The sequence below is a fragment of the Aeromicrobium sp. PE09-221 genome, from assembly GCF_002174305.1.
Lineage (GTDB): Bacteria > Actinomycetota > Actinomycetes > Propionibacteriales > Nocardioidaceae > Aeromicrobium.
The window spans coordinates 62,752-75,940 of sequence record NZ_MIJB01000006.1 but is presented as its reverse complement, the minus strand read 5'-3'; the positions used below and the strand labels follow the sequence as shown (position 1 = coordinate 75,940).

Sequence of the window (13,189 nt, the reverse complement as noted above, 5' to 3'; positions counted from 1 at the left end):
TCCTGACGCCGGAACTGATCCGGATGCGGGTACGGATCCTGACGCCGGTACTGATCCGGATGCGGGTACGGATCCTGACGCCGGAACTGATCCGGATGCGGGTACGGATCCTGATGCGGGAACCGATCCTGACGCTGGTGATCTCTCCATCGACATCAGCCGTCCGGTCCTCGAGCGTCTGCAGACGCAGGTCGGCACGGGTAGTGGCTATGCACCGGGCACGGTGGTGCAGGGCTACATGAACTCGAGCCCTCAGCTCGACCTGGGTACGCAGGTCGCCGACGAGAATGGTGACGTGCGGTTCGAGTGGCAGATCCCGGCTTCGGCCGATCTGGCAGTCCACTCGTTCAGCCTGACGGCTGATGACTACCCGGATCAGTCGATCGACTTCCGTGTGGTCGCCGAATCCGGTGGTAGCGCCGATGGGGGTGGCACCGACGGCGGTGGCACCAGTGCCGGCGGCGGAAAGCTGCCCCGGACCGGTGCCGACGCCGGTGCGCTCCCGCTGAGTGCCATCGCCGCCATGTTCCTCATGGCCGGTGCCGGTGCCCTGGTGGTTTCGCGCCGCCGGAACGGAGTGAGAGAGTAACAAGAGGAGTCGGAGTCATCCGTCTCACCTAGGCCATGTGGGCCCGGCGCATGCCGGGCCCACATGGCCGTCTCCTCGATCGGATCAGGTTGTTCCATGAACAGTGCTTCCCCTTCTCCCCGGCGCCGCAGCCCCTCATCGGAAGTTCGGTCGCCGGTTCGCCGCGCCACAGCGTGGTTCCTGGTGGCGATCGTGCTCGCGCACACGGCGATTATCGCCCTGTGGGTCGGGCCGTCCACCCCGCTGCGCAATGCGGTGGGCGATGACCGTCTCCGCGGCTACGTCATGCCTTTCTTCGATCAGAACTGGCGCATCTTCGCGCCCACCCCACGTCGCGCGGCGGTGACCTTCGAGATTCGCGCGTCCATCGAGGACCCGGAAACTGGAGACACCTCGCCCACGGACTGGATCGATGTCGTCGAACGTGAGGACGACATCATTCGCGGCAACATGACGCCCTCGCGCATGTCCCTCGCCGGCCGGCGCACCGCTAACACCCTCAACTCGGTCATGGCCGAGATGAACGAACGGCAGCGTACCCAGATCGCCGCCAATTACCTGACGACGCCTGTGGCCGATCTCCGCGGTCGTCTCGCCGATATCGAAGGCGGGGCCGGGATCTCCGATGTCGGTCGCTACATGCGTTACGACGAGATCGCCACGAGCCTTGCGACCTACTACGCCTCCACTGTCTGGGAGGGTGAGATCGCCTATGTGCAGTACCGCACGTCCATCCGGTACGTCCCCAGCTTCGATCAGCGCAAGGAACGCGATATCGACGAGGCCGAACGCACCTACTACGAATACGGCTGGCGCTCCACGACTCCACCTGATGCTGACGTGACGCGCATGTTCTCCGCCTACACGGGGGAGGAGAAGCGGTGAGGATGATCATCAGCGCCGGCCTTGACCGCCTCGCCGAGCTGCTGGGCCGCGGCGAGGACTGGGTCCTGGAGAAGAAGCACGCCCTCTACGGACTTGCGGTCAGCAGGATCCTGGTGGGCGTCGCCGCCCTCGGTATCCTGCTCGCGAACTTCGGCCACCGGCATGCGCTCTGGGGAGGGGCGTCGGAGTGGGTCGAGCCGCTGCGGCGCGACTCGTCCTGGGGATTCCTTTACTGGATCTTCGATGGTGGACCGACCCGTTTCACGCTCACCTATCTGCTGCTGATGGCGGTGGCGATCGCCGTGATCGTGGGATGGCGCACCCGTGCCTCCGTCGCCGTGCTGGTCATCGGCCTCGTCGCGTTGGTGGAACGCAACGGACTGGTGGGCGATCAGGGCGACAACATCGCCCGCGTCGGCCTGCTGCTGATGCTCTTCATGGACACCTCCCGGCACTGGTCGCTCGACGCGCGGCGACGTTCCCGGGTCAACGACGCCGATCCGCTGTGGCGGCGATGGTGGAACGGCGGGGCGGTGTTGCCCGAGTGGCTCAGCACGGTGCTGCACAATGTCGCCCTCATCGCGCTGGCGCTGCAGCTGTTCATTCTCTACACCGCCTCGGCCCTGTTCAAGCTGCAGGGCACGTACTGGCAGGACGGGACGGCGATCTATTACCCGTTGGCGTTGCACGAGTTCGGCGTATTCCCGTGGCTGAATACCCTGCTGACGGGCAACGGTCTCGGGGTGATGATCGGGACCTATGTCGGTGTGCTGGTGCAGCTGTACTTCGTGATCGGTCTGCTCCACCCGGTGACGCGTCGCATCGTGCTCATCGGCGTGGTCCTGTTGCACGGCGGTATCGCCGTATTGATGGGTCTGCCGTGGTTCTCGCTCTCGATGCTCGCCTTCGACGCGATCTTCGTCTCTACGGCCACCTTCATCGCGCTCGATCGCTGGCTGAAGCCCCGGTTCGCCAACGGGACCGAAGCTTTGCGCTCGCGGCTGCCCGCCCGCCTGGGTGGCGCCAAGAGGGAGGAGCCCGCCGCTCAGGCGGTCGAGTAGTCCAGCTCGGCGGTGATGCGCACGCCGGAGTCGTGATCGATATTCCAGGTGCGGCAGATGTAGTCGACGATCGTCAGGCCGCGTCCGCTGACGGCGTCATCGGGGACTTCGACCGGCTGCAGATCCGGGGCCCGCCCGGCGTCGTGGACGCTGATGCGGACATAGTCCTCGTGGATGCACCAGGACACCTCGATGCGGCCGTGCGCGTCGGGTCTGCCGTGTTCAACCGCGTTCGCCACGAGCTCGGAGAGGACGAGGACGGCGTCGTCGATGACGGGGGTGCTGAGTCCTGCTTCGGTGAGCTCGGCCTGCATGAGCGCCCGGGCACGCCTCGCGACAGCCGGCGAGCACGCGAGGTGGGCCGTCGTGCACGGGTCGTCGGGGACGTGGATCAGAGGCACGAGAACACGCTACGTCCTTCCGGCCGATCGCGCCGATCACCGTCGTACGACGTCCATACCTCGCGGCACGCGAGGGATCATCCGATGGGTGAGAGCGAACCGGCGAGACCGAACAGGTCCTTGGGGTCGTCTGGTTCGGCCACGAGGTCGATGAAGGTCTCGAAATCTGTTCCCCGGACCGCGTCACGCAGGTAGCGAAGAGCGGAGAAGTCCTCGATCGCGAATCCGACAGAGTCGAAGACCGTGATCTGCTCGTCCGAGACCCGTCCAGACCGGCGTCCGGCGAGGACCTCCCAGATCTCGGTGACCGGATGGGTGGGAGAGAGCTGCTGGATCTCGCCCTCGATCCGTGTCTGCGGCGTGAACTCCACGAAGATGTCACCGCGCTCGAGGATGCGCGGATCGAGTTCGGTCTTGCCGGGGCAGTCCCCGCCGATCGTATTGATGTGCATACCAGGCGTCACGGCCTCGAGGGGCAGGACATCGCCGTGCAGCTTGTCGGCGGTACAGGTCGTGACGACATCGGTCCCGGCCGCGGCGTCTCGTGCGTCCGCAGCGACGACGATGTCGAAGCCGAGGGGGCGCATGTTGCGGACGAACTTGGCCATGGCATCCGGATCGCGGTCCCAGATGCGCACCGTGTCGATGCCCAGGGCCGCCCGGAGCGCCAGGGCCTGGAACTCCGACTGGCTGCCCGTACCGATCATCGACATGCTGCTGGCGCCGGGTCGAGTGAGACATTTGGCCACCAGGCCAGAGGTGGCGGCGGTACGCAGAGCGGTCAGGATGGTCATCTCGGCCATGAAGCTCGGATACCCGTTGTGCGCATCGGCGAGGACGCCGAAGGCCGTCACCGTTTGATAGCCCCGCGCGGGGTTGGAGGGGTGACCGTTCACATACTTGAACGCGTATGTCTCGTGGTCGCTCGTCGGCATGAGCTCGATGACGCCGAAAGGGGTGTGGCTCGCGACGCGAGGACTCTTGTCGAAGACCTGCCAGCGCTGGAAGTCATGCTCGAGGTAATCCATCATCGTGCTGAGTGTCGCCGTCACGTCCGCATGTCGAACCCAGCGGATCATGTCCTGAACGCCGACGAATCGTGTCATCGTGACTCCTTACTCATGGGTGGGGGTGAGCGTCTCCGGTGGTGTCAGGGCATCACAGGTGCCCAGGTAGGCACTCAGCATCGCCTCGGCGACCGCCCGAACAGCGCCATCGGGGGGAAGGAAGGTGGGGGAGTGGAGACGCTCTGTCGACGAGGTCCCCACGAAGAGCATGATCGACGGCCAGCATTCGGCGAAGAAGGCGAAGTCATCGGCGCCGAGGGAGCGCAGCGAACGTGATACCTCGATACCTCGAGCGGTCAGCCGGGCGTTCGTGGCGGCGGCGAGCGCGGGATCGTTCCGGAGCACCGGCTCCCCGACAGTGAGTCGAGTGTCGGCCAGACAGCCGTGTGAGTGCGCGATGTGATCAGCCGTATCGCGGAGCCGGGACTGCAGGAGATCACGGGTGTGGTCGTCGAGCGAGCGGAGTGTGCCCGAGACCCGAGCTGTGCCCGGCACCACATTGGCTGCGTCTCCGGCGGAGAAGGACGAGACGCCGAGCACAGCCGAGGCCATGGGATCTACCCCGCGGCTCACCACTGCCTGGAGCGCCACCACCAGATGTGCTGCAGCGAGCAACGGATCGCGGGTGAGGTGCGGGTAGGCGGCATGTCCGGGCTGTCCCTCTATGACGATCACGAACTCGTCGGAGGAAGCGTTGACTGCGCCCGGCACACAGGCCACGACACCGTCATCCAGGGTGGGCTGGACGTGAACCCCGATCATGGCCTGGCAGTCCTCCTTGACCAAGACACCGTTCGCCGCGATGTCTTGAGCCCCCGAAGGGTAGGTCTCCTCGCGTGGCTGGAGCACGGCCAATAGGGGGAAATCCCCACCGATCTCGTCGATTGCGCGGACGACCGCGACGAGAGCGCTCAGATGGACGTCGTGGCCGCAGGCGTGCATGATCCCGTCGTTGCGAGAAGCCCAGGCGTAGCCGGTGGTCTCCGTCACGGGGAGGGCATCGAGCTCTCCTCGCAGGCCGATCGCCGGCCCGGGGCCGCCGACACGGACGACCGCACCTGTTTCAGCCACCTTGTGGGGTTCGCTGGTCACCCCGAAGGCTGCCAACACCCGGTCACGGGTGATCGACTCCTCCCCGGACAGCTCGGGGTCGCGATGCAGTTCGCGCCGCAGCTCGATCGCCGCGGGCAGGTGACGGTCGAGGGCCTCCCACAGACGTTCACTCATCGTTTCCCCCGTAGACCCGGCGAGCATTGTCGCGTCCGATCAGTCGAGCCGTGTTCAGGGCGTCGTCGAGTGTCCAACCGCCGTGATCCACCCACGACTGGAGGACACGCGACGTCCCCGCGCGCCACAGCAGAGCTCCGAGATAGTGCAGCTCCGGTGGTCCGTAGGCGTCCGATGAGTAGAGCACCTTGGTGAACGGAGCCAGCTCCATGCTTTCGGCGATGATGCGGTGGGAGGCGGCACCGGTGTAGTTGATGGCGAGCCCGACATCGAGATAGACGTGGGGAAACACGTGGGCCAGGTATCCCGCCTCGCGGTGATACGGATAGCAGTGGAGCAGCATGATGTCGGTTCCGGTCGGCTCGATCTGGCGCAGCCAGTCGGTGAGCAGTGCGGGGTTGCAGCGATGCAGATCCAGATCACGATCGCCATATCCGGCATGCAACTGGAGCGGAAGTCCGGTATCGCACGCGGCGTACAGCGCCATGCGCAGGAGCACAGGGTCGGCCAGTCGCGCCGCCGCGCCCGCCTCGACGGCGGCCATCCATCGGCCGGCTGCCACGATGACCTCGCTCTGCGAGGGACGCGCGGGGGTGAAATCGAAACCGTGACGGTACGCGACGACGGACTTCCAGCCTGCGACGGTAGGGGACAGCCGGGACAGCTCGTCGGCGAACGCGGTCATGAAGCCGGTGGCGGTAGTCGATGCCACGAGGTTCTCCGCGATGGTCTCCAGCCGAGCGATCTCGCGGACTCGGCCGGTGGTGGCGGACTCCATCGTCCTCGTGCTCATCAGCAGATCGCCTCCCATTCCGGTGTCCACGAGCCATTCGCCGACGCCGCTCGCGTCGAGCAGGCGATGAGTCAACTCGGGCACAGGCAGCTCCCTTCGGACGGCGAGGTAGTCGTCGGGGCCCGTGACCGCGTCGAGCCCGAGCACAGTGGGGCAGTGCCGCATGATGGCGACACCGAGATGGGAGTCGAACACGCTCGTGCCGGGAGCGGGCGAGTGGTCGGATTCGGTGATCAGGCTCTGCAGGGTCGCGTCATCGACGGCGTGGGCCAGCGGGGCGTGGACGTGGTGATCGACGAGCTCCAGCTCGCGCAGCGCACTCTCGAGGTCAGTGGACATCGGCGATCCTTCGGCAGAGCGCTGCCGGGTCGAGCCCGGCGGTGAGGTCGATCTCGCTCTGCTTCACGGCGATGAACGTCTCCAGCAGATCCTGATCGAACCACGCCGAGACCGTCGTGTCCTCGCGGAGTGCGGTGAGCGCCTCGGGGAGGTCGCGCGGCAGCTCCTCGACGCCGGCGAGGTCCTCCCCGGCGTCCTCGGGCCAGATCTTCGGGTCCTCGTACTCGTGGAGGATGCCGTGGAGACCAGCACGGATCAGCGTGCCGAGCGCGAGCCAAGGATTGGCCGTGGCGTCGCAGGCGCGGAACTCGAGATTGTATTGGCCCGCGATGTCGGTCCCGGGCAGGGTTGGGCAGATGCGAAGCAGGGCCTCGCGGTTGCGCTCGGCCAGAAAGACGCCACCGGCGCTCCACCGATGAGGAGCGAGGCGGAGGAAGGACACCGGGCTGGGGGCGGTCAAGGCGGTGATGGCACGGGCATGGGTGAGCACGCCCGCAGCGAATCGGCGTCCCAGTGCGGAGAGTCCACCGGGCTCCCCGGCGTCGTAGAGACCGGCCTCGCCGGTGGACGGGTCGCGGAGCGAGAGGTGGATGTGCACGCCGTTGCCGCTGCCGTCAGGGTCGGTCAGCGGTGCGAAGGTGGCACGGTGGCCGCGACGTCGGGCAAGGTCCCGGACCAGCTCCCGCAGGAGAATCGCCCGGTCGGCGGCGAGGAGGGCAGGTGTGGGCTCGATGGTGATCTCGAACTGCTGCTCGCCGTACTCGGGAAGCCACGTCTCCGGCGCGAAGCCGTTGAGCTCCAGCAGTGCGACGAGCTCGGAGCCGAATGGGTCGGCGTCGCGGAAGCGCTGCCAGCTGAATGGCGCGCTGGAGCCGAGATCTTCGAGCATGAATTCGTGCTCAAAGGAGGCCACCACCTCCAAGCCCGTCTCGGCGGCGAAGTCCGCGAGGGCGGTGCGGGCGAAGGCGCGCGGACATGACGACCACGGGGTTCCGTCGAGCAGGCACTGGTCCGCGAGGTAGAGGTCGACCGCGGAGTGGTCCTCCCGCGCTGGCAGGTGCGTGCGAGTGCTGGCATCGGGGATGAGGCGCAGGTCGCCGGTGGACCCGAAGACGTTCGGGGCGACGATGCTGCCGAAAGAGGAGATCGCGAGATTGGCCGGCACCCAGCCGACGCCTCGCCGGCCGGCGCTCGTGGCGCGCGAGGCTGGAACCGCGCGGCCGCGGGTCTGTCCGGCCAGGTCGTTCGTGGCGATGAACGTCATCGGCTCGTGATTCATAGTCTTCCCTTCACCAGTGGGCGGCTCGATCATTACACATCCCCCTATCAGGACGCTAGTAGGAATGTGTGTTACATAGATGTTGCTCGCCTACTGTATGTGACGAGTACTGGAACGCCAGGCATTTCGAAGCTCGCTCCCGGATGTGCTGCTGATGTGGGCGGCATGAAAGTTACGAAACGTTCACGCTGAACTATTGCCGGAAGCGCTGTTACAGGCCTAAGGTTCCTAACCACCGGGGACCGCCGAGCCCGTCCGCCCGGTGCGCCGAAGGAAGGAACAGATCATGAAGGTGCGATTCAGGAACCTTGCAGAGGCCGAGCGCCGTGCCAAACGCGCGTTGCCGCGAGCTGTGTGGCTGGCGGTCAAGGCCGGTAACGAGCAAGGCTGGACATTGGACGACAATCTTCGAGCCTTTAACGAGCTCGGATTCTCACCGACGATCTTCGACCGGCCCACGTCCTTCGAGCTGGGTACGCGGATCCTCGGAGTGGATATCGACTTCCCGGTGATGATCTCCCCGGTCGGCGCTCAGGCCATCCATCCCGATGGCGAGGTCGGAGTCGCCCGAGCGGCCGCCCGAGCGGGTACATCGATGGGCCTGAGCTCCTGGGCGGGGCACGATGTCACCGATGTCGTGCGCGCCAATCCCGACACGTTCTTCCAGCTGTACTGGGTGGGCAGCAAGGACGACATCGAGCGCCGGGTGGAGGCGGCTCGTCGGGCGGGTGCCAAAGCGCTCATCGTCACCCTCGACTGGTCGCACACGCCCCGTCGGGACTGGGGCGTTCCTCCGGCGCCGCCGAGCGACCTCGGTCCGCGGACGGTGGCTCGGCTCGCCCCCGAAGCTCTCTCGAGGCCGGCATGGTTGGCCCGCTACCTGAGTCGTGGTTCGATCCCTGACCTGCGTGTCCCCAATCTGTTCGGCGGCGACGGCTCTGTGCCGTACTTCGGTGCGGCCTGGTCGGTCTTCGAAGAGACCGCGCCTCCCACCTGGGAGGACGTCCGATGGCTGCGCGAGCTGTGGGGCGGCCCTTTCATGGTCAAGGGCATCAACACCATCAAGGACGCCAAGCTGGCCGTGGACGTCGGTGCCGATGCGATCTCCGTGTCCAACCACGGAGGCAACAACATCGACGGATCGCCGTCTCCATTGCGATATCTGCCAGACATCGTCGCCGCCGTCGGTGAATCAGTGGATGTCGTCGTCGACGGCGGGGTGCGGCGAGGATCCGATGTCGTCAAGGCCCTCGCACTCGGGGCGAAGGCGGTCTTCGTCGGCCGTGCCTTCCTGTACGGCCTCGCCGCCGGTGGCGAGGAGGGTGTCTATCAGGTGCTCCAGATCCTCAAGAGCGGCATCCGCGAGACCATGTACGGCATCGGGCGTGGTTCCGTCGATGAGTTGTCCCCCGCCGACCTCATGGTCCTGAACCGCGACTTCTTCGTCGCTCCGACGCGCTAGGAGACCTTCAGATGGCACATATCATCGTGGTCGGCGCCGGAAGCGCCGGATGCGTCGTCGCGGCCCGCCTCTCCGAGAGCGGCGAGCATCGCGTCACGTTGCTGGAGTCGGGGCCGGACCTGTTCACCGACGAGACGACCGCGCGGTTGTCATCGTTGAACTGGCTCGAGGCATTGAAGGCGACGGATGCCTTCGCGACGGGCCTGATGGCCACGCGACTGCAGCACGACGAGCCTCGTGAGTATCAGCGTGGCAGGGGCGTGGGCGGGTCCGGGCTCGTCAACGCCATGCTCGCGTTGCCGGGCCTCCCTTCGGACTATGACTCCTGGGCCACCGACTACGGGCTCGACGAGTGGACGTGGTCGGCGGTCGAGCCGTGGTTCGACCGCCTCAAGCAGGACGTCGTCGCCTCATCGGAAGACCAGTACACCCCGATCGATCGGGCGACGGCTGCCGCAGCCAAGGCCTTCGGCCTGCCGACCGATGTCGACACCTACGGACCGCAGGATGGCGGTGGCGCACTGTGGCGGCATGCGGACGAGCGGGGACGTCGCTCGAGCCGAGAGCGCTATCTAGCTGCGGCGCGAGACCGGTCGCAGCTGGTGATCCGTCCCAACAGCGAGGTGAGCCGCATCGACATGGATGGGGACCGTGCGGCCGGCGTCATTCTCACCGACGGAACGGTCCTCGAGGCCGACGAGGTGGTCCTGTGCGCCGGGACGATCGAGACCCCCGCGGTGCTGCTCCGCACTGGCATCGACCGTCGCGGCATCGGACGAGGACTCCAGGATCACCCCGCCGCCTCGGTGTACCTGCGTCTCAAGCCCGCCTACCGTGCCTTCGAGGAGCATCAGCCGTGTATCGGCTCGGTGCTGCGGCTGTCGTCCAGGGATGGCGAGGGCGATCTGCACTTTCTTCCCCTGCACGGTCCGTTGGCACCGACAGTCCCGGAGACCCACGGCGTGCTGATGGCCGCGCTCATGCGGGTCACATCGCGCGGGGAGGTCCGGCTGGACCCGCGGAATCCCGACGGTCCACCGATCACTGCCGAGAACATGCTGTCGACCCCGGAGGACCGGCGGACGATGCGTGAGGCCGTCGAGGTGCTCCAGAAGCTCGTGCGCACCGACCCGTTCACAGAGATTCTCGAGTCGGTCTTCATCGATCCCGAGGGAACGCCATTGTCCGCGCTCGACGACGAGACCGTCTACCAGGCATGGCTCGACCGCTCGGTGGGCGACTACTTCCACGCCGTCGGCACGGCTCGGATGGGCCGAGAGGACGACGAGGACGCCGTCGTCGACCAGCGCGGACGAGTCCACGGCGTGCGGCAGCTGCGGGTCATCGACGCCTCGATCATTCCCGACGTGCCCCGTGCCAACACCCATCTGCCGACCGTGATGGTCGCCGAGCGCCTCAGCGCCGCGCTGCTCGACGACCTCGCCACCGCGACGAACGAAGGAGCACAGCATGCCGCAGCACAGTGACGACCACCCCACCTGGACCAGGGCACGAGCCGTGGTCCCCCGCGGGGTTTCCTCGGGTCACCGGGTCGGGTGGAAGCAGGTCTTCGTCCGCACCTCGGGTGCCTATGTCTGGGACGCCGATGGCCATCGTTACATCGACTATCTGAACGCTTGGGGACCGATCGTCCTCGGGCACAGCGACGAGCGGGTCAATCGTGCCGTGTACGAGGCGGCGTCGACCTGCGATCTGACTGGTGTCGGACCGCAGCCGGGCGAGCCGGAGCTGGCCGAGAAGATCTGCGAGGTGATGCCCAGCGCGGACAAGGTGGCGTTCTGTACCTCGGGCACCGATGCCACGATGCACGCAGTCCACGTGGCACGCGCGGTGACGGGACGGCGCAAGGTGCTCAAGTTCCACGGGTCCTACCACGGGTGGAACGACCACGTGGCCGTCGGCAGCTCGCGCAAGGACCTGACGGCGCAGTCGGTGCTGAACACGCCCAATGGCGGCGGTCTCCATCCCGATGTCGTCGCCGATGTCGTGGTGGTGGAGTGGAACGACCGTGCCGGACTCGAGGCGGCCTTCGCCGATCACGGCTCCGAGATCGCGGTCGCCTTCGCCGAGCCCTATATCCACAGCTTCGGGTGCGTGCCGGCGCAGCCCGGGTTCCTGGAACTGCTCCGCGAGCTGTGTACGCGCCATGGCTCCGTGCTGACCTTCGACGAGGTCAAGACCGGATTCCGCGCGGCGATCGGCGGGTATCAGTCGCTATGCGGTGTGACCCCCGACCTGACGGCCTTCGGCAAGGCCGTCGCGAACGGGTACACGCTCGCCGGCCTCGCGGGGACGGACGACCTGATGGGTCATCTGGGGGCCTATGACCGCGAGCACGCGACGATCGACGGCACCTACAACGCCTCGCCGTACTCGGTGGCGGCCGCCAACGCGACCTTGGCCGTGATGGAGTCCGAGCAGATCCACCAGCGGCTGTGGGACCTCGGCTCGCGGCTGCGCGAGGGCATCGCGAAGGCGATCGTCGACACGGGTGCCCGGGCCGTGGTGGACGGTCTCGGCTCGGAATGGTGCGTCTACTTCCGCGACGAGCTGCCGACCAACTTCCGTGAGGCGATGGAGTCGGATGCCGACGCCTACGGTCGCTACCACGCCTCGCTGCTCTCCCAGGGCATCCTCGAGCCGGCCTTCCCGACCGGCGACCGCCGGCTCAACGCCGCGACCAGTGATGAGGACATCGACCGCACCATCGAGGCGGTGCACGTGGCCCTCACCGCCAGCCGCTAGTCCACGGCGACAGGGCCGAGCGGCCCGTCGTCCCTTCGCAGTCCCCACTCCTCGAGAGGAAATCACGACCCATGCTTTACTCAGTGCGCCCTAAAACACCCTGGAAGGCGGCCGCGGCGGTAGTGGCGACGGCCGCCGTCACCCTGCTCGCGGCCTGCGGCGGCGGATCCGATGACTCGTCGGATGCCGACGAGATCGTCATCGGCTTCGCGACCTCCGAGAGCGGCAACATGGCCCCCTTCGACGTGGAACCCACCCAGGCGGCCATGTTGCGTATCGACCAGATCAACGAGGAGGGGGGAGTCGACGGCAAGACCATCCGGACCGTCACCCGCGATGTGCGCAGCAGCCCCGAGACAGTCGGCACCGCCGCCACCGAGCTCATCGGCGAGGGCGTCGACCTGCTGGTGACACCGTGCGACTTCGATCTGAGCGCACCGGGCGCCAGCGTGGCGCAGAGCGCGGAGGTGCCGGCCATCTCGATCTGCGCGGGCGACCCGAAGATGGCGGACCTGACGACCCTCGGCGACTTCATCTTCTCGGCGAACGCGGGCAGCGATGTTGAGGGCGGGTCGGGTGCCGCGTGGGCGATCGATCAGGGCTGGCAGAGCGCCTATATCCTGCAGGACGAGAGCATCGAGTACACCAAGTCGGCCGGAGCCTACTTCCAGGCGACCTTCGAGGAGCTCGGCGGCGAGGTCGTCGGCTCGGACGCCTTCCCCGGTGGCGACAGCGTCAACATCGCGAGCCAGGCCGCTCGACTGCGCGGCATGTCCCCGCAGCCGGACTTCGTCTACGTGGCGAGCTGGAATCCCGGCGGGGCGACGGCGATCCGGCAGCTGCGCGAGGCGGGCATCGAGATCCCGATCCTCGGGCCGGCGGCCCTCGACGGTCAGGCGCTCCTTGACATCGTCGGCAATGCGAGCGACATCTACTACACCGGCTTCGCCTGCTACAGCTACTGCACGGGCGCGGACTCCTCCGAGCTGGACGACTTCGTCTCGGCCTATGACGAGGAGTACGGCGCCGAGCCCTCGTCGGCCTATGCCGTGCTCGGCTACTCGATGGTCTCGGCGATCGCCGATGCCCTGGCCGGCATCGACGACCTCGACGGTCCCACGGTGCGCGACGCGCTCGCCGAGGGCGAGGCGGTCTCTACGCCGGTCGGTGAGGTCACCTATTTCTCCGAGACGTGCCACAAGATCATCGACTTCCCGATGAGCGTCATCAACGTGTCCGACGGGGCGATGTCCTTCGTGACCCAGCAGCGACTCGAGACGTTGCCCGATCTCGGCGACGGAAACGCCTGCGCCGGGTGAC

Annotated in this window: 12 protein-coding genes; 7 read left to right on the top strand and 5 right to left on the bottom strand. The window is 66.9% G+C overall.

The features are described 5' to 3' along the window. From BHE97_RS03735 to BHE97_RS03725, 3 genes are all read left to right on the top strand, one after another. A partial coding sequence (locus tag BHE97_RS03735; protein ID WP_140399950.1) for an LPXTG cell wall anchor domain-containing protein occupies positions 1 to 589 on the top strand: 589 nt, incomplete at its 5' end. A gap of 96 nt (positions 590 to 685) precedes the next feature. Then, positions 686 to 1,474: a DUF5819 family protein gene (locus BHE97_RS03730; protein ID WP_140399949.1), complete on the top strand. Its 789-nt coding sequence runs from the start codon at positions 686 to 688 to the stop codon at positions 1,472 to 1,474. Between the two features lie 2 nt (positions 1,475 to 1,476). Further along, positions 1,477 to 2,535: an HTTM domain-containing protein gene (locus tag BHE97_RS03725; RefSeq protein ID WP_087622683.1), complete on the top strand. Its 1,059-nt coding sequence runs from the start codon at positions 1,477 to 1,479 to the stop codon at positions 2,533 to 2,535. Here BHE97_RS03725 and BHE97_RS03720 read toward each other — a convergent pair. From BHE97_RS03720 to BHE97_RS03700, 5 genes are all read right to left on the bottom strand, one after another. Beyond that, positions 2,520 to 2,936, bottom strand: coding sequence for an ATP-binding protein (locus tag BHE97_RS03720; protein ID WP_087622682.1), 417 nt, complete (start codon positions 2,934 to 2,936; stop codon positions 2,520 to 2,522). The two genes, BHE97_RS03725 and BHE97_RS03720, sit on opposite strands and share 16 nt — an antisense overlap. Before the next feature lie 77 nt (positions 2,937 to 3,013). Continuing rightward, positions 3,014 to 4,042: an ornithine cyclodeaminase gene (locus BHE97_RS03715; RefSeq protein WP_087622681.1), complete on the bottom strand. Its 1,029-nt coding sequence runs from the start codon at positions 4,040 to 4,042 to the stop codon at positions 3,014 to 3,016. Positions 4,043 to 4,051: 9 nt separating this feature from the next. After that, positions 4,052 to 5,230, bottom strand: coding sequence for a M20 family metallopeptidase (locus BHE97_RS03710; RefSeq protein ID WP_087622680.1), 1,179 nt, complete (start codon positions 5,228 to 5,230; stop codon positions 4,052 to 4,054). After that, positions 5,223 to 6,362 (bottom strand): amidohydrolase family protein, encoded by a 1,140-nt coding sequence (locus tag BHE97_RS03705; protein WP_087622679.1) that lies wholly within the window; start codon positions 6,360 to 6,362, stop codon positions 5,223 to 5,225. Before BHE97_RS03705 ends, BHE97_RS03710 begins: the two co-directional genes overlap by 8 nt. Then, positions 6,352 to 7,641 (bottom strand): glutamine synthetase family protein, encoded by a 1,290-nt coding sequence (locus BHE97_RS03700; protein WP_201791300.1) that lies wholly within the window; start codon positions 7,639 to 7,641, stop codon positions 6,352 to 6,354. The genes BHE97_RS03705 and BHE97_RS03700 overlap by 11 nt, the downstream gene beginning before the upstream one ends. Positions 7,642 to 7,927: 286 nt before the next feature. Between BHE97_RS03700 and mftD the strand changes: the two genes are divergently transcribed. The 4 genes from mftD (at position 7,928) to BHE97_RS03680 (ending at position 13,188) form a co-directional block, all read left to right on the top strand. Beyond that, positions 7,928 to 9,103, top strand: coding sequence for a pre-mycofactocin synthase MftD (mftD, locus tag BHE97_RS03695; protein ID WP_087622678.1), 1,176 nt, complete (start codon positions 7,928 to 7,930; stop codon positions 9,101 to 9,103). An 11-nt stretch (positions 9,104 to 9,114) separates the two neighbouring features. Then, positions 9,115 to 10,590, top strand: coding sequence for a GMC family oxidoreductase (locus tag BHE97_RS03690; RefSeq protein WP_087622677.1), 1,476 nt, complete (start codon positions 9,115 to 9,117; stop codon positions 10,588 to 10,590). Beyond that, positions 10,574 to 11,869 (top strand): aspartate aminotransferase family protein, encoded by a 1,296-nt coding sequence (locus tag BHE97_RS03685; RefSeq protein WP_087622676.1) that lies wholly within the window; start codon positions 10,574 to 10,576, stop codon positions 11,867 to 11,869. The genes BHE97_RS03690 and BHE97_RS03685 overlap by 17 nt, the downstream gene beginning before the upstream one ends. A gap of 71 nt (positions 11,870 to 11,940) precedes the next feature. Further along, positions 11,941 to 13,188: an ABC transporter substrate-binding protein gene (locus BHE97_RS03680; protein ID WP_087622675.1), complete on the top strand. Its 1,248-nt coding sequence runs from the start codon at positions 11,941 to 11,943 to the stop codon at positions 13,186 to 13,188. Position 13,189 lies beyond the last annotated feature (1 nt).